This window comes from Campylobacter sp. CFSAN093249 (assembly GCF_011067895.1).
In the GTDB taxonomy this organism is placed as follows: Bacteria; Campylobacterota; Campylobacteria; order Campylobacterales; family Campylobacteraceae; genus Campylobacter_D; species Campylobacter_D jejuni.
This window is the reverse complement of the sequence record NZ_JAAMWM010000008.1, coordinates 1-20,380: the sequence shown is the minus strand read 5'-3', so window position 1 is coordinate 20,380 and position 20,380 is coordinate 1. Positions and strand designations below refer to the sequence as shown.

The 20,380-nt window shown below is 29.4% G+C and carries 27 protein-coding genes and 1 tRNA gene; 22 read left to right on the top strand and 6 right to left on the bottom strand.

What is annotated here, in order from left to right; genetic code table 11:
- The first annotated feature begins 26 nt into the window (after positions 1-26).
- On the top strand, positions 27-1,232 hold the full coding sequence (locus FBF10_RS07945) for a saccharopine dehydrogenase family protein (RefSeq protein WP_002869054.1): 1,206 nt from the start codon (positions 27-29) through the stop codon (positions 1,230-1,232).
- A 12-nt stretch (positions 1,233-1,244) separates the two neighbouring features.
- On the opposite strand, the gene FBF10_RS08850 is transcribed toward FBF10_RS07945, so the two are convergent.
- The 3 genes from FBF10_RS08850 to sodB form a co-directional block, all read right to left on the bottom strand.
- A complete protein-coding gene (locus FBF10_RS08850) occupies positions 1,245-1,607 on the bottom strand; it encodes a hypothetical protein (protein ID WP_002870694.1) in 363 nt (120 codons plus the stop codon).
- Between the two features lie 109 nt (positions 1,608-1,716).
- The gene (locus FBF10_RS08845; protein WP_002857297.1) at positions 1,717-1,935 is read right to left on the bottom strand and encodes a hypothetical protein; all 219 of its coding nucleotides are present in this window, start codon (positions 1,933-1,935) and stop codon (positions 1,717-1,719) included.
- Positions 1,936-2,003: 68 nt separating this feature from the next.
- Positions 2,004-2,666, bottom strand: a complete 663-nt coding sequence (sodB, locus tag FBF10_RS07930; protein ID WP_020246832.1) for a superoxide dismutase [Fe] — start codon at positions 2,664-2,666, stop codon at positions 2,004-2,006.
- A 267-nt stretch (positions 2,667-2,933) separates the two neighbouring features.
- Between sodB and FBF10_RS07925 the strand changes: the two genes are divergently transcribed.
- Complete coding sequence (locus tag FBF10_RS07925; protein WP_002851904.1) at positions 2,934-3,116, top strand: hypothetical protein; 183 nt, start codon at positions 2,934-2,936, stop codon at positions 3,114-3,116.
- Between the two features lie 135 nt (positions 3,117-3,251).
- Here the strand turns inward: FBF10_RS07925 and FBF10_RS07920 are convergent.
- Positions 3,252-3,326: transfer RNA gene (locus tag FBF10_RS07920), tRNA-Glu, on the bottom strand.
- 147 nt (positions 3,327-3,473) lie between these two features.
- Here FBF10_RS07920 and FBF10_RS07915 point away from each other — a divergent pair.
- Positions 3,474-4,037: a manganese efflux pump MntP family protein gene (locus FBF10_RS07915; protein WP_002851996.1), complete on the top strand. Its 564-nt coding sequence runs from the start codon at positions 3,474-3,476 to the stop codon at positions 4,035-4,037.
- On the opposite strand, the gene miaA is transcribed toward FBF10_RS07915, so the two are convergent.
- A complete protein-coding gene (gene miaA / locus FBF10_RS07910; protein WP_002851982.1) occupies positions 4,023-4,892 on the bottom strand; it encodes a tRNA (adenosine(37)-N6)-dimethylallyltransferase MiaA in 870 nt (289 codons plus the stop codon). The two genes, FBF10_RS07915 and miaA, sit on opposite strands and share 15 nt — an antisense overlap.
- A 70-nt stretch (positions 4,893-4,962) precedes the next feature.
- Between miaA and mqnP the strand changes: the two genes are divergently transcribed.
- The 19 genes from mqnP to trxB all read left to right on the top strand — a co-directional run bounded on the left by mqnP (position 4,963) and on the right by trxB (position 18,416).
- Complete coding sequence (mqnP, locus tag FBF10_RS07905) at positions 4,963-5,847, top strand: menaquinone biosynthesis prenyltransferase MqnP (RefSeq protein ID WP_002866334.1); 885 nt, start codon at positions 4,963-4,965, stop codon at positions 5,845-5,847.
- Positions 5,838-6,335 carry a hypothetical protein gene (locus tag FBF10_RS07900; protein ID WP_002854663.1) on the top strand — a complete coding sequence of 166 codons (498 nt, stop codon included), beginning with the start codon at positions 5,838-5,840 and terminating at the stop codon, positions 6,333-6,335. Before mqnP ends, FBF10_RS07900 begins: the two co-directional genes overlap by 10 nt.
- Entirely contained in the window at positions 6,332-6,847 is a 516-nt protein-coding gene (locus tag FBF10_RS07895) for a hypothetical protein (RefSeq protein WP_020246831.1), read from the top strand. The genes FBF10_RS07900 and FBF10_RS07895 overlap by 4 nt, the downstream gene beginning before the upstream one ends.
- A gap of 12 nt (positions 6,848-6,859) precedes the next feature.
- On the top strand, positions 6,860-7,822 hold the full coding sequence (moaA, locus tag FBF10_RS07890) for a GTP 3',8-cyclase MoaA (protein ID WP_002868437.1): 963 nt from the start codon (positions 6,860-6,862) through the stop codon (positions 7,820-7,822).
- A 2-nt stretch (positions 7,823-7,824) separates the two neighbouring features.
- On the top strand, positions 7,825-8,568 hold the full coding sequence (locus FBF10_RS07885; RefSeq protein ID WP_002857378.1) for a 7-carboxy-7-deazaguanine synthase QueE: 744 nt from the start codon (positions 7,825-7,827) through the stop codon (positions 8,566-8,568).
- Positions 8,565-9,146, top strand: coding sequence for a 6-carboxytetrahydropterin synthase (locus tag FBF10_RS07880; RefSeq protein ID WP_002858675.1), 582 nt, complete (start codon positions 8,565-8,567; stop codon positions 9,144-9,146). Before FBF10_RS07885 ends, FBF10_RS07880 begins: the two co-directional genes overlap by 4 nt.
- On the top strand, positions 9,146-9,571 hold the full coding sequence (locus tag FBF10_RS07875) for a cytochrome c (protein ID WP_002867930.1): 426 nt from the start codon (positions 9,146-9,148) through the stop codon (positions 9,569-9,571). Before FBF10_RS07880 ends, FBF10_RS07875 begins: the two co-directional genes overlap by 1 nt.
- Positions 9,571-9,978 carry a membrane protein gene (locus FBF10_RS07870; RefSeq protein ID WP_002851635.1) on the top strand — a complete coding sequence of 136 codons (408 nt, stop codon included), beginning with the start codon at positions 9,571-9,573 and terminating at the stop codon, positions 9,976-9,978. The genes FBF10_RS07875 and FBF10_RS07870 overlap by 1 nt, the downstream gene beginning before the upstream one ends.
- A gap of 1 nt (position 9,979) precedes the next feature.
- A complete protein-coding gene (locus FBF10_RS07865) occupies positions 9,980-10,636 on the top strand; it encodes a 16S rRNA (uracil(1498)-N(3))-methyltransferase (RefSeq protein ID WP_002851903.1) in 657 nt (218 codons plus the stop codon).
- A gap of 78 nt (positions 10,637-10,714) precedes the next feature.
- On the top strand, positions 10,715-10,915 hold the full coding sequence (gene rpmE / locus FBF10_RS07860; protein WP_002851603.1) for a 50S ribosomal protein L31: 201 nt from the start codon (positions 10,715-10,717) through the stop codon (positions 10,913-10,915).
- A gap of 2 nt (positions 10,916-10,917) precedes the next feature.
- Positions 10,918-11,742 (top strand): 16S rRNA (cytidine(1402)-2'-O)-methyltransferase, encoded by an 825-nt coding sequence (gene rsmI / locus FBF10_RS07855; protein ID WP_002869759.1) that lies wholly within the window; start codon positions 10,918-10,920, stop codon positions 11,740-11,742.
- Between the two features lie 13 nt (positions 11,743-11,755).
- Complete coding sequence (gene rlmB / locus FBF10_RS07850; RefSeq protein ID WP_002901566.1) at positions 11,756-12,439, top strand: 23S rRNA (guanosine(2251)-2'-O)-methyltransferase RlmB; 684 nt, start codon at positions 11,756-11,758, stop codon at positions 12,437-12,439.
- A complete protein-coding gene (locus FBF10_RS07845; protein WP_002888241.1) occupies positions 12,432-13,370 on the top strand; it encodes a membrane protein in 939 nt (312 codons plus the stop codon). The genes rlmB and FBF10_RS07845 overlap by 8 nt, the downstream gene beginning before the upstream one ends.
- On the top strand, positions 13,364-14,170 hold the full coding sequence (locus FBF10_RS07840; protein ID WP_020246830.1) for a hypothetical protein: 807 nt from the start codon (positions 13,364-13,366) through the stop codon (positions 14,168-14,170). The genes FBF10_RS07845 and FBF10_RS07840 overlap by 7 nt, the downstream gene beginning before the upstream one ends.
- Positions 14,171-14,181: 11 nt before the next feature.
- Positions 14,182-15,384 carry an LL-diaminopimelate aminotransferase gene (locus FBF10_RS07835; protein WP_020246829.1) on the top strand — a complete coding sequence of 401 codons (1,203 nt, stop codon included), beginning with the start codon at positions 14,182-14,184 and terminating at the stop codon, positions 15,382-15,384.
- Positions 15,385-15,387: 3 nt separating this feature from the next.
- On the top strand, positions 15,388-16,635 hold the full coding sequence (locus FBF10_RS07830) for a homoserine dehydrogenase (RefSeq protein ID WP_020246828.1): 1,248 nt from the start codon (positions 15,388-15,390) through the stop codon (positions 16,633-16,635).
- Positions 16,635-16,973 (top strand): YraN family protein, encoded by a 339-nt coding sequence (locus FBF10_RS07825; protein ID WP_002882158.1) that lies wholly within the window; start codon positions 16,635-16,637, stop codon positions 16,971-16,973. The genes FBF10_RS07830 and FBF10_RS07825 overlap by 1 nt, the downstream gene beginning before the upstream one ends.
- Positions 16,974-17,029: 56 nt before the next feature.
- Positions 17,030-17,344, top strand: a complete 315-nt coding sequence (trxA, locus tag FBF10_RS07820) for a thioredoxin (protein WP_002778629.1) — start codon at positions 17,030-17,032, stop codon at positions 17,342-17,344.
- Positions 17,345-17,477: 133 nt separating this feature from the next.
- Positions 17,478-18,416 carry a thioredoxin-disulfide reductase gene (trxB, locus tag FBF10_RS07815; RefSeq protein WP_002851648.1) on the top strand — a complete coding sequence of 313 codons (939 nt, stop codon included), beginning with the start codon at positions 17,478-17,480 and terminating at the stop codon, positions 18,414-18,416.
- A gap of 37 nt (positions 18,417-18,453) precedes the next feature.
- Here the strand turns inward: trxB and FBF10_RS07810 are convergent, their stop codons facing one another.
- Positions 18,454-20,235, bottom strand: coding sequence for a PhoX family phosphatase (locus FBF10_RS07810; RefSeq protein ID WP_165433908.1), 1,782 nt, complete (start codon positions 20,233-20,235; stop codon positions 18,454-18,456).
- Positions 20,236-20,380 lie beyond the last annotated feature (145 nt).

Sequence of the window (20,380 nt, the reverse complement as noted above, 5' to 3'; positions counted from 1 at the left end):
ATCAAAAAAATTTTTGAAGGATAGGAATGAAAAATCTTTTAATCATAGGCGCAGGTGGGGTAAGTCGTGTGACTACTGTAAAATGCGCAATGAATTCTGATACTTTTAGTAAAATCACTTTAGCTAGTAGAACAAAAAGCAAATGTGATGAAATCGCTGCTTTTATCAAAGAGCGTTTAGGGGTTCAAATTGAAACGGCACAAATTGATGCTGATGATAGCAATGCAGTTGTAGAACTTATCAAGAAAACAGAAGCACAAATTTTACTCAATGTGGCTTTGCCTTATCAAGATTTGAGTTTAATGGATGCTTGTATAAAAGCAAGAATTGATTATGTAGATACGGCAAATTATGAACATCCTGATTTAGCTAAATTTGAATACAAAGAGCAATGGGCGAGAAATGATGAGTTTAAACAAGCAGGAATTTTAGGACTTTTAGGAAGTGGATTTGATCCTGGTGTAACTAATGTTTTTTGTGCTTATGCACAGCAAAATTTATTTGATGAAATTTCTTATATAGATATTTTAGACTGCAATGCAGGTGATCATGGCTATGCTTTTGCGACCAATTTTAACCCTGAAATCAACCTGCGTGAGGTTTCTGCTAAAGGGCGTTATTGGGAAAATGGCAAGTGGATAGAAACGCAGCCTATGGAAATAAAAATGGAGTGGGATTATCCAGAAGTAGGTGTGAAAGATAGCTATTTGCTTTATCACGAAGAACTTGAGAGTTTGGTAAAAAATATCAAAGGTTTAAAAAGAATACGCTTTTTTATGACCTTTGGACAAAGTTATTTAACTCATATGAAATGTCTTGAAAATGTTGGAATGTTAGGGATTAAACCTGTGATGCACCAAGGAAAAGAAATCATTCCTATAGAATTTCTAAAAACCTTACTTCCTGATCCTGCAAGTTTGGGACCACGCACTAAAGGTTATACCAATATAGGTTGTGTGATTCGTGGTAAAAAAGATGGAAAAGACAAGCAAGTTTATATTTATAATGTTTGCAATCATGAAGAATGTTATAAAGAAACTGGTGCACAAGCTGTGAGCTATACTACAGGTGTTCCTGCTATGATAGGTACGAAATTAATCGCTAAAGGGATTTGGCAAGGAAAAGGCGTGTTTAATATGGAAGAATTTGACGCTAAGCCTTTTATGGAAGAACTGAATTCTCAAGGACTTCCTTGGAAGATTATCGAAATGACTCCAAGCTTAGGAGAGTAAGTGCTAGAGCACTTACTTTTGTCCTATATAAATAAAGTGCTCCACACTGCCTTCAAAATTATACAGATTAATTAATTCATAATCTCCCCAAAATAAAGGTTTAAAAGGTTTAAAATCTTCTTTTAATTCTTCTATGTCTTTAGTAAAGCGTATATATGAAGAACCACTCAATCTACCACTTGGACATCCTTTTACTTCACGCAAGCCATTATCCATAAGTTCTCCTCTTTCATACATACTATAGCCTTTATCGCTCATCATGGTTGCAAATATAATAGCTCCTTCATTGCATAGTTCATAAAATTCTTGCACAGCTTCTTTAAAAGCTTGTTTTGTAAGATAATATAAGCTTTGATTTGCAAATATAAAATCCATTTTTGTATTGAAGAGTTTTTTAAAGCTAGAATTAGGAGATATGATGTGAAAATTTTTAGAATCTAAGCAAGGATCTTTTTCCCAAACTTTTTTTAAACTAGGAACTATATCAATGCCATAAGGCTCTATACCCCCCCCCGGTTATATTTTTAAAATACTTAGAATGCACTCCATTTCCGCAACCAAAATCAAGTAATTTTCCACTTGTTTTGCTTAGTTTGTATTTTAAGATTCTCTCGTAAAATCTTATAACATGACCATCAGGATATTGAAGTCCATAACCTTCTTTGTCATATTTTTGAGTATATGCAGATAAAGAATTATCCATTTTTGTCCCTTTTTGTGTAGAATGTTGACTTAATGTCAAAATCCATTCTAGCACAAAAAAGATTAAAGTTATTTTACAGGGTGAAGTTCATTTGCATAAAAGCTAACTGATCCCATGCCTTCTTTTAAAGCCCATTCGTAAGCTTTTGCAACAAATTCCCAGTTAATATGAGCATAGAATTTTTCTAAATAAGCAGGGCGTGCATTGCGATGATCTACATAATAAGCATGTTCCCAAACATCTACAACAAGTAAAGGAACTTTATCTTCAGTAATTGGTGTAGCTGCGTTTGAAGTACCTACAAATTCTAGTTTTTGATTTTTAGTATTATAAACTAACCAAAACCATCCTGAACCAAAAACTCCTGTAGCACCTTTGATAAATTCAGCTTTGAAATTTTCTAAAGATCTAAATTCTTTTTCTAGTGCCGCTTGTAAATTAGCATCTATACTTTGACATGAACCGCCACAGCCACAGCCTGTACTTGGCTTAATGCAATCAAAATAAAAATCATGATTATAAACTTGAGCTGCGTTATTAAATACGCCCCCATTTGAAGTTTTGATAATACTTACAAGATCTTTACCTGCAAATTCAGTATCTTTAATAAGATTATTTAGATTTGTAACATAAGTATTGTGATGTTTTCCATGATGATAGCTAAAAGTTTCAGCACTCAAAAAATCACCAAAAGCATTGGTATCATAAGGTAATTTTCTTAATTCAAACATAATTTCTCCTTTATTTTTAGTTTGATATTGAAAATATTACCATAATAATATTAAAAAGAGTAAAAATATCTTAAAAGCTTAGTGGGTAAAATTTCTATTTATTTAACCTAAATAAAATAAGATACATTTATAATATATTTTAATAATAATTTAAATATATTATAAAAAATTATATTTTTTTGAAATATTTTTACAAAAATATCTATTTGTTGATTTTTAATAATTACAATTAATTTGCAACTAAAAATTATTCATAAGGAGGAAAATATGAAAAAAGTTGTACTAATCTCAGCATTACTAGGTGCTTTCGCAGCTAATGTTTTTGCAGCTAATACTCCAAGCGATGTGAATCAAACACATACAAAAGCTCATCATTCAAAAGCTAAAGCTGATAAAAAACATGAAGCTAAAACTCACAAAAAAACAAAAGAGCAAACACCAGCTCAATAATGCCCAGCCTTGATATAAGTCTATAATAGACTTATATCAAAAGCTATTCGTATTCTACAAAATAAATTATTAATATTTATTAAATTTCAATAGAAAAAATGAAAAAATTGTTATTTTAAAAGAAAAATTAAAAAGTGGTGACCCATACGAGACTCGAACTCGTGTTACCGCCGTGAAAGGGCGATGTCCTAACCGCTAGACGAATGGGCCACTTTTAAGGAGTAAAAAATAAAAATGAAATTGAATTATATATATTTATTTCTTAAAATTTAATTAAATATATCAAAATTATGTGATTTTTATCTTTGTTTGATTATAATTTCATCTTCAATTTTTTATAAAATTTTAGGATTTATTATGGATTTTTATAGTCTTATTTTTTTATCCTGTGCTTTAGGAATGGATGCTTTTGCTGTATCACTATGCAAAGGTTTTAGTGTTAAAAAACTACATTTAAAACATTATCTTATTGTTGGAATTTATTTTGGTGGATTTCAAGCTTTGATGCCAACTATTGGTTATTTTATAGGCATAACTTTTGCATCTTTTATTGCGAGTATTGATCATTGGATAGCTTTTATTTTACTTTCTTTAATAGGATTAAAAATGATCAAAGAGTCATTGGAAAATGAAAATTGCGATAGTAATGCCAATCAATTTGGCTTTAAAACCATGCTAGCTTTAGCAATTGCTACGAGTATCGATGCACTAGCAGTTGGTGTGAGTTTTGCATTTTTAAATGTAAATTTATTATTAGCTATATTTTTAATAGGTATTATCACCTTCATTTTATGTATCATTGCTCTAAAAATAGGGAATAAATTTGGAATTTATCTTAAAAATAAAGCTGAACTTTTAGGCGGATTGGTTTTAATTATACTAGGAGTAAAAATTCTAATAGAACATTTATTTTTCGATTGAAAATTTCATTCTTAAAGTAGCTAAAGCTTTATCAAATTCCAAGGCTTTACTTTGAAATTTTTTATTAAAAGTTCTTTGTCTTTTGGCAAGTTGTGTAGTATGTATCGTGATTAAATTTTCAAGCTCTTTAAAGGAAATTTCTCCATCTAAATATTCTTTACACTCTTTCAAACCTATAGAATTTAATGCTTTAAGTTTATGATCAAATTTAGAAAAAAGAATTTTTGCTTCATCTAAAAGTCCATTATCAAGCATTTCTTTTGTTCTAGTTTTAATACGTTTTTTTAAAATTTCTTTATCCCACGCAAGCTCATAAATTTCTATATCTTTAAGCACCCCAGTTTTTTGTGTTCTTTTTAAAAATTCACTAGGAATTTCTCTTGTTTGTTCATAAATACCCAGCCATTTTTTTAATCTATAAGTATCATTTTTTTCTATTTTATAGTTTGGATCAATATTTAATAAAAGAGCATAAATTTCATCGTTATTTAAAGAACTCTTTGACTCTAAGGTTTTTTCACTTAAACCATCTATCATAGTTTTTAAATAAAATCCAGTTCCACCTACTATAATTAGAGGTAAATTTCTAGCTAAAGCAAATTCTTTTGCTTTTTGATATTCTCTTATAAATAACTCAACATTAAAATGTTCATTCACGCTCAATAAATTTACCCCAAAGTATTTTATACTCGCAAGATCATCTTGTGAAGGCTTGGCACTTGCTATATTAATCTCTTTATAAACACAAAGACTATCAAGACTTAAAACAACAGCATTAAATTCTCTTGCTAAAGTATTGGCTATGTATGTTTTTCCACTCGCGGTTGTTCCTATTAATGCTATTTCAAAAAACATTTTAATATTTATCCTAAAATTTATAAAAATTTTAGTAAAATCATAGCAAAAAATATTTTAAAGTAGAAAAATGAACACATTCTGGATAAAATTTAAAGATATTTTAGAACTTGTAGTATTTAAACATTCTATTTTTGCTTTGCCTTTTTTATTTTCCTCTATGATTGTAGCATCAAAACTTGCAAATGACACTGCTTGGTTTGGTTTTAAGGCATTGATTTTAGGTATTATTTGTGCGGTAAGTGCAAGAAATTTTGCCATGGCTACAAATCGTTTAATGGATGAAGATATAGATAAGGATAATCCTCGTTGTGCAAATCGCCCTAATGTCAGTGGAAAAATAGGTAGAAAAAGCGTATGGATTTTTATTATTATTAATGCACTTATTTTTATATCATGTTCTTATTTTATTAATACCTTGGCCTTTTATTTGTCTTTTCCTGTGCTTTTTGTATTGGCTATTTATTCAGCTTTTAAGCGCTTTAGTTCTTTAGCGCATTTAGTTTTGGGATTTTGTTTAGGACTTGCGCCTATTGCAGGAAGTGTTATAATTATGGGTGAAATTCACATTTATAGCGTTATTTTATGTTTAGGTGTAACTTTTTGGACAGCTGGGTTTGATCTGCTTTATTCTTTGCAAGATATGGAGTATGATAAAAAAGTAGGACTTCACTCTATTCCTGCTAAATTTGGCTCAAAGGCTACTTTATTTATATCAGCTTTTTGTCATATTTTAGCGGTATTATTTTGGCTTCTTTTTGTATGGGAAGTTTGGGGTATAGCACTTGGAAAAATAGCACTTATTGGGGTAATTATAAGCGGTATTATTTTAGCCTTGGAACATAAAATTGTTCACAAGAATTTTGCTCATATTGATAGAGCATTTTTTACTCTAAATGGTTATTTAAGTATTATCTTTTTTATTTTTATTTGGATTGATTTATTATGGAATTAACACTTTTTAAAGCAGGATTTGAAGCTCATTTAGAATGTTGTGAAATAGAAAATAACCGTTTTCTTGGAGAATACCTAAAACTTGGAGCAATTTCTCAAATTTTAAAATGGAAAAAACTTGCTTTACGCATTGATTTTGATGAGGGTGAAAAAATTATTTTTGATCTTCTTTTAAGTCTAAAAGAAGATATTTTAAGGCTTGAAAATTCTTTAGATAAAAATAAAGAACTTATACCACTTAAGCAAAAAGGGGTAATAGAATCTTTAAATTTTGAATATCTAAATTTTTTGGATACTATTTTAGAAGAAGATAAAGAATATTATTTAAGATTTGATTTAAATAATCAAAAAATAGCTATTTTTATCAAAGCTCAAAGTCAAACATTGGCAAAAATTATCAAAATTAAGCCTGAAGACAAAATGGCTTTTGATGCTTTTGTTGTTGAAATTCAAAGAAATATGATAAGAAATAAGAAAGGCCAAGAATGAGTGATGATGTACTTTATTTAGTTTTTATAATTGTGCTTTTAATTGCAATGCTAGCCTATATGAATATCAAAGAAAGAGAAAATAATGCAAAAATAGCAAAACTTCAAAATGTGATAGAAGATATTACCAAAGAACTTCATTATTTTCGTAAAGAATTAGGAGTTAAAGATGATAGCGAAGAGGATGAAGACTATAAAACCTCTCTTTTAAAAGAAGAAATTATAATTGAACTTGATAAACAAATCAGTTCAAAAATCACTCCTGTTTTAAGAACACTAAAAACTATGGAACATATCATAGAAGATTTTCAAAATGAACAACAAAATCGTCTTTTAAATTTGGAACAAAAAGCACAAAGCATGGCTAAACTTACGCCAAATTACGATACAGAAGAACAAAAAATAGAAAATCTTTTCAAAGAAGGAAAAAGCATAGAACAAATCGCTAAAGATTTACGCATTGGCATTGGAAATGTAGAACTTGTCTTAAAATTTAAGAAATTAATAAAATAGAATGGAAAATAAATGCTTATAGATCAATTCGGTAGAAAGATAAATTATCTTAGAATTTCAGTTACACAAAGATGTAACTTTCGCTGCCTTTATTGTATGCCAAAAATTCCTTTCGATTATCAGCCAAAAGAAAATTTATTAAGCTTCGAAGAACTTTTTTTATTTGTTAAAGCAGCTATAGACGAAGGAATTGAAAAAATCCGTATAACAGGTGGAGAACCTTTATTAAGAAAAGATTTAAGTATTTTTATAAAAATGATTAGCGATTATAAAAGCGATATTGACCTTGCTATAACTACAAATGGATTTTTACTAAAAGACTTTGCTAAAGACCTAAAAAATGCTGGACTTAAACGACTTAATATTTCACTTGATACCCTAGATCACAAAAAAGCAAAAACTCTTGCGCAAAAAGATGTATTAGATAGTGTTTTATCTGGAATTGATGAAGCTTTAAATCTAGATTTGAAAGTAAAACTTAATACTGTAGCTCTTAAAAATTTAAACGATGATGAACTGATATCTCTTTTGGAATTTGCAAAATCAAAAAAAGCTCAAATTCGCTTTATAGAATTTATGGAAAATACTCATGCTTATGGTAAATTACAAGGATTAAAAAGAGATGAAATTATACAAATTTTGAGTCAAAAATATCAAATTCAACTTATAAAAAAAGATGAAAAAGCACCTGTGAGTATTTACAAGGCAGATGATTATGAATTTGGAATTATAGATCCTCATAGCCATGAATTTTGCGATTCTTGCAATCGCATACGCTTAAGTGCTGAAGGCTTGTTAATACCTTGCCTTTATTTTGATGAAGCATTAAGCATAAAAGAAGCGGTTCGAAAAGGTGATATTAAAGCCGCTGTAGAAATATTACAAGAAGTATTAAGAAATAAACCAGAAAAAAATAAATGGAGTGTTGTTGATAATGAAACCTCATCTCGTGCTTTTTATCAAACTGGAGGTTAATTTTGCAACTTGTCGAAAGTTTCTTAAGCATTCAAGGAGAAGGCAAATATAATGGAAAATTAGCTATTTTTATGCGTTTTGCTGGTTGTAATTTCAACTGTTTAGGTTTTAATGTAAAAATATCAAAAAACGATAAAACTCTCATTGGATGTGACACGATAAGAGCTGTTTTCACAAAAGATTTTAAAGAAAGTTATGAAACTTTAAATGCTAATGAACTTTTAAAAAGAGTGATAAAATTAAAACAAGACTTTAATCCTATAGTTGTTATCACAGGTGGAGAGCCATTAATCCATTATGAAAATCCTGAATTTATAAAATTTATCCAAATGTTATTAAAAAATAAATTTGAAATACACTTTGAAAGCAATGGAAGTATAGAAATTGATTTTGATAGATATCCTTTTTACAAAGAATGTATTTTTGCTTTAAGCGTTAAACTCCAAAATAGTGGGATAAAAAAAGATAAACGATTAAATTTTAAAGCTTTAAAAGCATTTAAAAATTACGCAAAAGATAGTTTTTATAAATTTGTTTTAGATGCTAATACCCTTGATAATTCATTTTTAGAAATCAATGAAATTCTAAAAGAAGCTCCAAATCAAATTTTTTGTATGCCTATGGGTGAAAATGAACAAAACCTTAAAAAAAATGCTCAAAAAATTGCTGAATTTTGTATTAAGAATGGTTATAATTATTCTGATAGAATTCATATTCGTCTTTGGAACGATAAAGAGGGTGTATGATTATAAGAAAATTATTTGAATTTGAAAACGCACACATTGTTAGATTTTGTTCTTCTAAGCGTTGCAAAAGTAGCATTCATGGACATTCTTACAAAGTTGAAGTTTTACTTGAAAGCAAATATTTAGATAATGCTGGAATGGTCTATGATTTTGGACTTTTAAAAACCTATATACGCCAAATTATTGATAGTTTTGATCATGCTATCACTCTTTTTAAATATGATGACGCAAAATATTTAGAAGAAATGAAAAAATATTCAAGTCGTTGGATTTGCCTGCCTGTTAATGTAAGTGCTGAAAATTTTTGTCGTGTATTTTTCATACTTATAGATGCTTTATTAAAACAAACGAAAATGGTAAATGGAGAACAAGGAGTGACTTTACAAAGCATCATTGTTCATGAAACAAGAACAGGTTATGCACAAGGTTTTAGAGAAGATGCCTATAGTGAGCTAATGCCAAAAATTTCACTTCAAGACATAGAATTTTCCAATGGCATTAAAGCAGAATGGAATGATATAGATTTTTATAACAAATTAAAAAATGAAGAAATTTTTATAAATCCAAAGGAGATTTAATGCAAAAAGCTAAAATTTTAATTGCCTTAAGTTTTTTTTTATTAGTTTTATCTGCCTGTTCTAATGATGAAAAAAATATTTCCAAGACTCAAAATACAGATCAAGAAGTAGTCCAAATAGAACAAAACGATGAAAAAACAGAATTAAGTGACTCCAACCTGCCTTTACCTGTAGATGATGAAGCACAAAGTTCAGATGATGAACATGAAGTCAATCCTAGTATTATCAACTCTTTATATAAACAAAAATGCGCCACTTGTCATGGAGAAAAAGGGGAATTAAAACCTAAAAACAGCACGGCCATTAAAACCTTGAGCAATAAAATTTTTATACAAAAAATAAAAACGATAAAAGATAAAAACCATAGTTTTTTAAGTGATGAACAAATTCAAAATTTAGCTGATTTTATAAACAAAGGAAAATAATGGATCAAAGTTACGAATTCTTTTTAGCTTTACATCTTTATAGTCTTTATGCGAGCGGTTTTTTAATGCTTTTTTATCTTATACTAACACAAGGAAATTTTAAAACCGAATTCATTTTTATTCGCAGAATACGATTATTTTTACCAATTTATTATTTATTTTTAGCTTTGATTATTTTTACAGGTTGTTTGTTATCAGCAATGAAACAATTTCAAATGAATGTCAATATCTGGGTAATGATTTTTTCTTGGATCTTAATTTTTGCCTTAGCAATTTTTCACTTTGTTTGTTTTAAAAAAGCAAGAAGATTTAGAAAATATGCCACTTTTAGATGGATTAGTTGTTTGATTTTACCTTTTGAAATTTTTTTATTGTTTTTGCCTTTTTTAATAGAAAGATATCTATAAAATGCAATTTTTGTATAACAAGCAAGCTGGAGAAGAGTTTATACAACTTCAAGGTGAAAACTTTAACCATTTAAAAGTAAGAAGAGTAAAGGAAAATTCGGAGCTAAATCTTAGAAATTTACAAGATAATTTTCTTTACAACTATACAATCACAAATTTAACAAGAAATTCTTGCACTTTAAAATTTTTAAACAAAAAATCACAAAATATAAAACAAAGTGAATTAAACTTAGCCTTAGCCATTATAGATATTAAAATTTTAGAAAAAACTCTACCTTTCTTAAATGAACTTGGAGTAAAAAAGTTACATTTGGTTTTTACAAATTTTTCACAAAGAAATTTTAAAATCGATTTAGAAAGATTTGAAAAAATCATTATTTCTTCTTGTGAACAATGCGGTAGAAATACTAAAATGGATTTAATTATCCACCAAAGCACTCAAGAATTTGTTCAAAAATTTCCAAATGCAATTATGGTTGATTTTCAAGGAGAACAACAAAGTCATTTCGATGAAAAAGAATTATATTTTATAGGTCCTGAAGGTGGATTTAACAATGATGAGAGATTATTGTTTAACCGGAAAATCTCTCTTAAAAGCTCTAATATTCTAAAAAGTCAAACAGCTATTATAGCTATAGCTTCAAAAATTTTGCTTTAACTTTTCTTAAATTAATCTCTTTTTTATGTTAAATAATTTATAATCACGGCTTATTGTTTTAATTTTTAAGGAAAACTAATGAAAAAAGAAATTCACCCAGAATATGTAGAATGCAAAGTAAGTTGTGCTTGTGGAAATACTTTTACAACAAAGTCAAACAAAGCAGAATTAAGAGTAGATATTTGTTCAAATTGCCATCCTTTTTTTACAGGCAGTGAAAAAATTGTAGATGCTGCAGGTCGTGTAGAGAAATTTAAGAAAAAATACGCAATGCAATAATTATGCTTTATTTTATTCCTACTCCCATAGGAAATTTAAGCGATATTTCTTTTAGAGCCTTAGAACTTTTAAAGACTTGCGATCTTGTGTTTTGCGAAGATACAAGAGTAAGTAAGTCTTTGATTTCGTTATTAAATACCAAATTTCACACTGATATACATATTTCTAAATTTATAGCCTTACACTCCCATAATGAAAAAGAAGTTTTAGCAAGTATTGATTTAAAGATATTTGAAAAAAATGTAGCTTATTTAAGCGATGCAGGAATGCCAGGGATTAGTGATCCTGGCAAGGCTTTGGTAGAATTTGCACAAGAAAATAATATTACCTATGAAATTTTACCAGGTGCAAATGCAGCCTTAGTTGCTCTTGTAAGCTCAGCATTTTGTCAAAAAGAATTTATCTTTATTGGTTTTTTAGCAAATAAAGGCAAAGAAAGACAAAAAGATATAGAAAAAATTTTAAACTTTCCTTATCCAAGTATTATTTACGAATCCCCCAAGCGTATTTTATCTTTAGTAGAACAGATTATGATTCTAGACAGCCAAAGGGAAATTTTTTTGATTAAAGAAATCAGTAAAAAATTTGAAAAAAAATTTAAAGGCAATGCTAAAGAGCTTTCTGAAATTTTAAAAAAGTCTAATTTAAACGGTGAATGGGTTGTAGTACTGCAATCAAAAGAGCAAAATTTTTTGCAAAATACTCTTTGTGAAAAAGATATTATGGATTTAGAGCTGTCTTTAAAAGCAAAAGCAAAATTATTATCAAAGATCAATGGAAAAAATGCAAAAGAAATTTATCAAAAACTGCTTTTAAGTCAAGATTAGGTAAAATTTTAATATGATAGTTTATGGGAAGCAAATATTTTTTTATATTTTAGAATATCATAAAGACTGTATCAATGAGCTTTATTTAGCAAAAGAATGTGATAAAATTACTTTTTCCAAAATCGCAAAATCAGGTTTTAAAATCAAAAAACTTGATTTTAAAACTGCTCAAGCTTATGCGAAAGGTGGAAATCATCAAGGTTTTTTGCTAGATATTAAAGAAATTTCTTTTGCGAATTTAAATGAGATCAAAAAAAATGATTTTATTGTTATGCTTTATGGAATTAGCGATGTAGGAAATATAGGGGCTATCACGCGTACAGCTTATGCTTTAGGGGTTGGGGCTTTAATTTTTATTGGTGAAAAATTAGCCATGGAAGGAGTAATTCGCACAAGCAGCGGAGCGGCTCTTGATTTACCTATTGCAATAAGCAACGATGCTTTAAGTGTAATAAACGAACTAAAACAAGTAGGTTTTTATTTTTATGCGAGCGATGGCTCGGGAAAAGAAATTCACAGTGTAAAAATAAGCAATGGTAAAAAAGTTTTAGTTTTGGGTAGTGAGGGTTTTGGTTTAAGCTCTAAAATTATAAAAAAGTGCGATGAATGTGTGGGCATTGCGATGAAAAATAATTTTGATAGTCTTAATGTCAGCGCTGCTTTTGCAATACTTTGTGATAGGATGTTAAATGCTTAATTGGAAAAAAATACAAGAATTAAATTTAAAAGAAGTTGCAGCAAAAACGCAAATTGAACTTGATTTTCTTGAAGCTTTAGTAGAAAAGAATTTTGCTGTTTTAAGTCGTTTTAATGTTAAAGGTTTTGTTAAAATTTTGAGCAGAGAATACGAACTCGACTTTAGTGATTTTAACGAAGAGTATGAAGCTTATCTTAACGAAAACAATCCTACTCCACAAACAAAATCAAAAATGATAACCCCAAAACTAGATGCTTATAGTCAAAAATCCTCTAACACTTGGCCTTTTTTGATTGTTCTTATTGTTTTAGTGATTATAGGAAGTGGAATTTATTATTTTGATACACTTAAAACTTTTTTCAAAGATGAACAAAATAATACTAGTGCAACAGTTATAGATATCATAGGACAAGCACAAGAAAATTTAAAATCTTTAGGTGGAAACAATGTTGTTGTTATAGACAACAATAAAGCACAAGAAACAAATCAAACAGAGAGCGTTTTACCAAGCCAAAACATCTCATTACAAGAAAATGATAAAAACATAAGCATAGAAAATAATATCAGTGAAAATAACACAACCCTGCTCGATGAAGAAAAAAATACCCAAATTCAAGAAGACACAAATACACCAAAAACTGATTCTTTAAAAGAAGCACATTTTAAAACCTCTACCAAGATTTGGATAGGTTTAATAGATTTAAAAAGTCTTAAAAAAACAAGCTTTGTTAAAGAAAAAGATTTTAATATTTCTTTAGATAAAGATCAGTTAATTTTAACAGGGGCTGCAGCTTTAACAATGTTTGATCAAGAAAATAAAGAACAAAAATTTCCTGCAGGAATTTCAAAACGTTTCTTGATTAAAGATGGAAAAATTACAAGTATTTCAGCTGCTGAATTTGTAAAATTAAATAAAGGTAAAGAATGGTAAAAAAAATTATTATTCTTACTCTTTGGGTTAATATATCTTTTGCAATCTCAAGCCTTGAATTAGCAAAAAATTTAGTAAACAATCCTAGTAAAAATTCTCAACTAGAATTATTATTTTCAAATAATTCTTACATAGATAATAATGGAAATTGTGATATTGCAAAAATATCTCAAATATTAAAAACCAATTCTTTAATTGCCTTAACACTATCAAATCCTCAAAGTCTAAGACTAAATTTTAAAGCAAAAGCTGATGAAGTTATGTTTTTTAAAATTTTATCCGATGTTTTAACAGATGCTGGATATATATATTTTATCCCTACAGATTTGATTTTAAGAGAAGGAAATATTGACTATACCATACAAGTAGAATCTCAATATGTTTTAGATCCTGGAACGCTTTACAATCTCTTAAAAGAAAATTCTGTCTATATAAATAATATTAAGCGTATTGGGACATATGACTATGAATATGATTTAAATTTTTCCAATGCTGTATTAAAAACTAATACAAATGTTAATTTAAATACTCCAAAATCATTAGAAAAGCCTCTTAAAGACTATGTGCTTGATTTAAAAAATGCTACAAATTTGATTATTGATGCAAATGATTTAGACAATTGGTTTCCTAAAATCTTCTTTTTAGATAAAAATCTAAATCTAATTAAAGCAGTAAAAAGCGAAAATAAAAATAATCATTTTTCAGAACTTATTCCAAATGGTGCTATATATGCTATTGTAAGCGATATGTATAGTTTAGATAACATACGCAGGGGTTTAAAAATCACACTTAAAAAATAAAGGATTAAGAAATGTTTGATGAAATCCGTTTTAATACCATAGAAAGACTTCCAAATTATGTTTTCGTAGAAGTAAATGCGATAAAAATGGCAGCAAGACGTGCTGGAGAGGATATCATCGACTTTTCAATGGGAAATCCCGATGGTAAAACTCCACAACACATTATAGATAAACTTTGTGAAAGTGCTAACAAAGATAAAACCTCGGGATATTCTACATCCATGGGGATTTATAAACTTCGCTTAGCAATTTGTAATTGGTATAAAAGAAAATATAATGTCAACCTAGATCCTGAAAATGAAGTTGTAGCTACCATGGGTTCAAAAGAGGGTTTTGTAAATCTTGCAAGAGCGATTATAAATCCTGGAGATGTTGCTATTGTGCCAACTCCTGCTTATCCTATACATACTCAAGCTTTTATTATGGCAGGAGGTAATGTAGCAAAAATGCCTTTAGCTTATAATGAAAAATTTGAGCTTGATGAAAATCAATTTTTTGAAAATTTACATAAAACTTTAAATGAAAGCATCCCGCGTCCAAAATATATCGTTGTTAATTTCCCGCATAATCCAACAACAGTAACTTGTGAGAAAAGTTTTTATGAAAGATTGATAACAACGGCAAAAAAAGAAAGATTTTATATTATTTCAGATATTGCTTATGCAGATTTAACTTATGATGACTATAAAACTCCTTCTATTTTGGAAATTGAAGGCGCAAAAGATGTAGCGGTAGAAACTTACACTCTTTCAAAATCTTACAATATGGCAGGCTGGCGTGTGGGTTTTGTAGTAGGAAATAAACGCTTAGTCGGTGCGCTTAAAAAAATAAAATCTTGGTTTGATTATGGTATGTACACACCTATTCAAGTAGCAGCTACCATAGCTTTAGATGGAGATCAAACTTGTGTAGATGAAATCCGTGCAACTTATGATAAAAGAATGCACATTTTACTTGAAGCTTTTGAAAATGCAGGCTGGAAACTTCAAAAACCAAGAGCAAGTATGTTTGTTTGGGCAAAACTCCCTGAAAGCAAAAGACATTTAAAAAGTTTAGAATTTTCAAAGCAACTTTTACAGCGTGCTAGTGTTGCAGTAAGTCCTGGGGTAGGTTTTGGCGAAGCAGGTGATGAGTATGTAAGAATTGCTTTAATTGAAAATGAAAATCGCATACGCCAAGCTGCACGTAATATCAAAAAATATTTAAAAGAGTAAGTTATGAAAGTAGCGATTCTTGGTTATGGCACTGTTGGAAGTGCGGTGGTTAAATTTCTTTTAGAAAATGATAAACTCATTCGTGCAAGATGTGGGCAAAGCATAACTCCTGTGATCGCTCTTGCTAGAAGTTCTAAAAAAAATGCTTTAATTCCAATTACTCATAGCGTTGCAGAAATTTTAAATGCTGATGTAGATGTTTTTGTAGAATTAATGGGTGGGGTGGATGAAGCTTTTAAAATAGTGAGTGAAATTTTAAAAAAGAAAAAAGCTGTTGTTACTGCAAATAAAGCTATGCTTGCTTATCATCGTTATGAACTTGAAAATTTGGCTAAAAATTTAGCTTTTGGTTATGAAGCAAGTGTGGCTGGAGGAATTCCTATTATCAAGGTTTTAAAAGAAGGTTTAAGTGCAAATAATATTTTGGCTATAAAAGGGATTTTAAATGGTACGAGTAATTATATTTTAAGTTCTATGAGTCAAAAAAATATGAGTTTTAAACAAGCTTTGCAAATAGCTCAAAATTTAGGTTATGCAGAGGCTGATCCAACTTTTGACATAGAAGGGCAAGATGCAGCACATAAACTGCTTGTTTTATCAAGTATCGCTTATAATCTTAAAGCTAAACCTGAAGATATTTTGATCGAGGGTATTAGTGAAATTGCACCTGAAGATATGTATTTTGCTAATGAGTTTGAATTTACCATAAAACTTTTAGGTATAGCTAAGGTGCGTGAAAATAAAGTAGAATTAAGGGTGCATCCTACTATGATAGATAAAGAAAAAATGCTTGCAAAAGTTGATGGAGTGATGAATGCTATAAGCATTAATGGAGATTTGTTGGGTGAAAGTTTGTATTATGGAGCAGGAGCAGGAGGAGAGGCCACTGCAAGTGCTGTGATTTCAGATCTTATGGATATAGCAAGAGATCAGGTAAAAGCACCAATGCTTGGTTTTGTGAACACTTTAGAATACGAGCTTTTAAGCAAAGATGAAATTTATACAAAATATTATTTAAGGGTGAAAGTTGAAGATAAAATAGGGGTTTTATCTAAAATCACACAATTGATGAGTGAAAATAATATTTCTATCGATAGTTTCTTACAAAAACCTAAAAAAAATGATGAAAATTACAGTACTTTGTTTTTTACTACGCATTTAACTTATGAAAAAAGCATACAAAATTTGCTTGAAATTTTACGCAAACAAGATTTTATAAAAACCAAACCTTTTATGATGCGTATAGAATAATGGGTTTAAAAGCTTATTTAGATGGAATTTTAGGTGAAGATAAGGCTTGTAAATTTTTAAAAAAACAAGGCTTTGAAATTTTAAAAAGAAATTTCCATTCTAAATTTGGAGAAATCGATATAATAGCCAAAAAAGATGAAATTTTACATTTTATAGAGGTTAAATTTACTCAAAATGATTATGAAGTTTCCGAGCGTTTGGATAGAAAAAAACTTGAAAAAATTTTAAAAACTATAGAATTTTATCATCTTAAAAATGGAATTTCATCGGATTTTCAGATTGATCTGATTTGCATTAAAAATGATGTGATACAATTTTGCGAAAATATAAGTTTTTAAGCTGATATTTAAAAAAATAAAATACAATTAGACAAAAATTAAAGAAAGGAAAAATTATGGGAAAATATATTGAATTAACAAGTGATAATTTTGCTCAAGCAAAAGAAGGTGTAGCTTTAGTTGATTTTTGGGCTCCATGGTGCGGACCTTGTAGAATGCTTGCTCCGGTTATTGATGAACTTGCAAATGACTTCGATGGTAAAGCTAAAATTTGCAAAGTAAATACAGATGAACAAGGTGATTTAGCAGCTGAATTTGGTGTTCGCTCTATTCCTACGCTTATTTTCTTTAAAAATGGTGAAGTTGTAGATCAACTCGTTGGTGCACAATCTAAACAAGCAATTAGTGATAAACTAAACTCTTTACTATAAACTAAAGGCTAGTATAACTAGCCTTCTTCTTAAAAATTTCAAATTTATACTAAATAATAATTTTTATTAACTACTATTAAGAATAATTTTTATATCATTATTAATAATAAAATTCAATATAAAGGAAATATAAATGTTAGATGTAGCAATCATAGGTGGAGGTCCTGCTGGACTTAGTGCCGGACTTTATGCAACTAGAGGTGGACTTAAAAATGTAGTAATGTTTGAAAAAGGTATGCCTGGTGGACAAATTACCTCAAGTTCTGAGATAGAAAATTATCCAGGTGTAGCCCAAGTTATGGATGGAATTTCTTTTATGGCTCCTTGGAGTGAACAATGTATGCGTTTTGGTTTAAAACATGAAATGGTTGGAGTAGAACAAATTTTAAAAAATAGTGATGGAAGTTTTACCATCAAATTAGAAGGTGGTAAAACAGAACTTGCTAAAGCTGTGATAGTTTGTACAGGCTCAGCTCCAAAAAAAGCAGGTTTTAAGGGCGAAGATGAATTTTTTGGAAAAGGTGTAAGCACTTGTGCAACTTGTGATGGATTTTTTTATAAAAATAAAGAAGTTGCAGTTTTAGGTGGTGGAGATACGGCTTTAGAAGAAGCTTTATATCTAGCAAATATTTGTTCTAAGATTTATCTTATCCACCGCAGAGATGAGTTTAGAGCAGCTCCATCTACAGTAGAAAAAGTTAAGAAAAACGAAAAAATAGAACTCATTACTAGCGCAAGTGTAGATGAAGTATATGGCGATAAAATGGGTGTTGCTGGAGTAAAAGTAAAATTAAAAGATGGTAGTATTAGAGATTTAAATGTTCCAGGAATTTTTACTTTTGTTGGTCTTAACGTAAGAAATGAAATTTTAAAACAAGACGATAGTAAGTTTTTATGCAATATGGAAGAAGGTGGGCAAGTAAGTGTTGATCTTAAAATGCAAACTAGCGTTGCTGGACTTTTTGCCGCAGGGGACCTTAGAAAAGATGCGCCTAAGCAAGTTATTTGTGCTGCAGGTGATGGAGCTGTAGCTGCATTAAGTGCTATGGCTTATATAGAAAGCTTGCATTAAGATTTTATAAAGTTGCTAAAAGCAACTTTATTTTTATTTAGCTTCCTATCACTCCACCATCAAGTTTTCTTATCATCATTACACTCGATCTTGGTGTTTTTCCATAAGGAAAAGTACTACCTTTTAAACCTTCTCCTGGATGTTGTATGCCTACAAACATTGTGGTATAATCCTCACTAAAAGCAATCCCTGTTAATTCACAAGCAATAGGTCCTGTTAAAAAGCGTCTGATTTCCCCTGTTTTTGGATTTGCTACTAGCATGCAGTTATTTCCCATGCCTTCGTATTCATCTTTATTAGAATAAGATCCATCTGTTTGTATCCAAAGTCTTCCATCTTTATCAAATTTAAGTCCATCAGGAGAATTGAATTTATTTTCACTTGTAATATTATTTGAGCCTTTATATAAGCCTTGTTGGTTATCAGGATTTCCAGCAAGAGCAAAAATTTCCCAAGTAAAATCATCGTCTTTATGAGAATTTTTTGGCATCCATTTTAAAATTTGTCCATAAACATTTTTAGTTCTTAGATTTGCTGCATTAGGTTCTTGGCGATTTTTGTTGTTCGTTAGTGTTGCAAATACTTCTTTAGAACCACTTTGTTTATGGCTTGCTATCCATTCACATCTATCCATAGGAGTTGCACCTACAATGCTTGCAGCAAGACGCGTATTGATGAGTACTTGAGCTTGAGACTTAAAACCATTTTTTTCATCTAGGCCGTTTTTGCCATATTCTAAGGCTATCCATTTTCCCTGTCCTTTAAAATCTCCCACATTGCCGTTAAACTGTCCTACATACAAAGTGCCTTCATCTAAAATTTTACTTGTATCAACACCTTTTTTGTATTTGTGTTTGCTAATAAATTTATAAATAAATTCATTCATCTCATCATCACCCATATAAACTATAACAGAACCATCTTTTTCTACGATAATTTCTGCATTTTCATGTTTAAAACGCCCTAAAGAAGTTCTTTTAACAGGTGTGCTTTTTGCATCAAAAGGATTGATTTCCACTATCCAACCAAAACGATTGGCTTCATTGATATTTTTAGCTAAATCAAATCTTTCATCAAATTTTTCCCATCCATAAAGACTAGTTTTGTTAAATCCATAGCGTTTAAGAGAGTCATTAAATTCTAGATTTTCGTCTGAACTTCCAAAAAAATCGTCAAAATTTTCTTCACAGGTGATATAAGTTCCCCAAGGTGTTTGTCCATTTGCACAATTTGCAAAAGTTCCATGAACAAATTTTTCATTTTTTAAAACTTCTTTTTTAGCTGCTCCACTTACTTGCATTTTAGTGTTTGCATCGATTCTGCGGTTATACTTAGAGTCTAAAACCACAGTCCAATCATCACCCTTTTTTTCGATTTCTAAGATACTCACACCCACACTGGCTTGCTCATATAAAATATCTTCTTTGCTTAAATTTTTACCATGATGATTAAATATGATTTCAGGATTTATATATTCATTATTAACGGCTAAAATTCCTCTGTTTTTTGAAAGTGGAAAAAAACTCATACCATCATCGTTATCTCCAAAAACCAAATGAGCATTTTTAACTGCATTCATATCGATGATTTTATTTTCATCATAAGGTTTTGCTTTACTAAAAAGTGGATCACCCCAAGAAATTAAAACCTTTGCTTCATAACCTTGCGGTACTATAACTTTATCTTGTGTGCTTGCACTAACAGCTTTAAAACCTAACAAATCCTTATCCTTAAGCACAACAGCACTTAAATTTGAACTTGCAAAAAAAGCCACCATAGAACCTAAAGCTGAACCTTTTAAAAACAATCTTCTTTCCATTTGTTTTTACCCCATATTAAAATTTAAAACAATGGAAGTATAAAAATATTTGGAAACTTTTTAGAAACTTTGATGAAAAATTTAAATTGAAGAAAAAATTTATACCTAGTTTTTCACTAGGTATAAATGATTAATTAAAACCTTT

Excerpts from the sequence above, each read along its gene's own strand:
- FBF10_RS07945 (WP_002869054.1), top strand. The coding sequence starts at position 27 with ATGAAAAATCTTTTAATCATAGGCGCAGGTGGGGTAAGTCGTGTGACT.
- FBF10_RS08850 (WP_002870694.1), bottom strand. The coding sequence starts at position 1,607 with ATGGATTTTATATTTGCAAATCAAAGCTTATATTATCTTACAAAACAA.
- FBF10_RS08845 (WP_002857297.1), bottom strand. The coding sequence starts at position 1,935 with ATGGATAATTCTTTATCTGCATATACTCAAAAATATGACAAAGAAGGT.
- sodB (WP_020246832.1), bottom strand. The coding sequence starts at position 2,666 with ATGTTTGAATTAAGAAAATTACCTTATGATACCAATGCTTTTGGTGAT.
- FBF10_RS07925 (WP_002851904.1), top strand. The coding sequence starts at position 2,934 with ATGAAAAAAGTTGTACTAATCTCAGCATTACTAGGTGCTTTCGCAGCT.
- FBF10_RS07915 (WP_002851996.1), top strand. The coding sequence starts at position 3,474 with ATGGATTTTTATAGTCTTATTTTTTTATCCTGTGCTTTAGGAATGGAT.
- miaA (WP_002851982.1), bottom strand. The coding sequence starts at position 4,892 with ATGTTTTTTGAAATAGCATTAATAGGAACAACCGCGAGTGGAAAAACA.
- mqnP (WP_002866334.1), top strand. The coding sequence starts at position 4,963 with ATGAACACATTCTGGATAAAATTTAAAGATATTTTAGAACTTGTAGTA.
- FBF10_RS07900 (WP_002854663.1), top strand. The coding sequence starts at position 5,838 with ATGGAATTAACACTTTTTAAAGCAGGATTTGAAGCTCATTTAGAATGT.
- FBF10_RS07895 (WP_020246831.1), top strand. The coding sequence starts at position 6,332 with ATGAGTGATGATGTACTTTATTTAGTTTTTATAATTGTGCTTTTAATT.
- moaA (WP_002868437.1), top strand. The coding sequence starts at position 6,860 with ATGCTTATAGATCAATTCGGTAGAAAGATAAATTATCTTAGAATTTCA.
- FBF10_RS07880 (WP_002858675.1), top strand. The coding sequence starts at position 8,565 with ATGATTATAAGAAAATTATTTGAATTTGAAAACGCACACATTGTTAGA.
- FBF10_RS07875 (WP_002867930.1), top strand. The coding sequence starts at position 9,146 with ATGCAAAAAGCTAAAATTTTAATTGCCTTAAGTTTTTTTTTATTAGTT.
- FBF10_RS07870 (WP_002851635.1), top strand. The coding sequence starts at position 9,571 with ATGGATCAAAGTTACGAATTCTTTTTAGCTTTACATCTTTATAGTCTT.
- FBF10_RS07865 (WP_002851903.1), top strand. The coding sequence starts at position 9,980 with ATGCAATTTTTGTATAACAAGCAAGCTGGAGAAGAGTTTATACAACTT.
- rpmE (WP_002851603.1), top strand. The coding sequence starts at position 10,715 with ATGAAAAAAGAAATTCACCCAGAATATGTAGAATGCAAAGTAAGTTGT.
- rsmI (WP_002869759.1), top strand. The coding sequence starts at position 10,918 with ATGCTTTATTTTATTCCTACTCCCATAGGAAATTTAAGCGATATTTCT.
- rlmB (WP_002901566.1), top strand. The coding sequence starts at position 11,756 with ATGATAGTTTATGGGAAGCAAATATTTTTTTATATTTTAGAATATCAT.
- FBF10_RS07845 (WP_002888241.1), top strand. The coding sequence starts at position 12,432 with ATGCTTAATTGGAAAAAAATACAAGAATTAAATTTAAAAGAAGTTGCA.
- FBF10_RS07840 (WP_020246830.1), top strand. The coding sequence starts at position 13,364 with ATGGTAAAAAAAATTATTATTCTTACTCTTTGGGTTAATATATCTTTT.
- FBF10_RS07835 (WP_020246829.1), top strand. The coding sequence starts at position 14,182 with ATGTTTGATGAAATCCGTTTTAATACCATAGAAAGACTTCCAAATTAT.
- FBF10_RS07830 (WP_020246828.1), top strand. The coding sequence starts at position 15,388 with ATGAAAGTAGCGATTCTTGGTTATGGCACTGTTGGAAGTGCGGTGGTT.
- FBF10_RS07825 (WP_002882158.1), top strand. The coding sequence starts at position 16,635 with ATGGGTTTAAAAGCTTATTTAGATGGAATTTTAGGTGAAGATAAGGCT.
- trxA (WP_002778629.1), top strand. The coding sequence starts at position 17,030 with ATGGGAAAATATATTGAATTAACAAGTGATAATTTTGCTCAAGCAAAA.
- trxB (WP_002851648.1), top strand. The coding sequence starts at position 17,478 with ATGTTAGATGTAGCAATCATAGGTGGAGGTCCTGCTGGACTTAGTGCC.
- FBF10_RS07810 (WP_165433908.1), bottom strand. The coding sequence starts at position 20,235 with ATGGAAAGAAGATTGTTTTTAAAAGGTTCAGCTTTAGGTTCTATGGTG.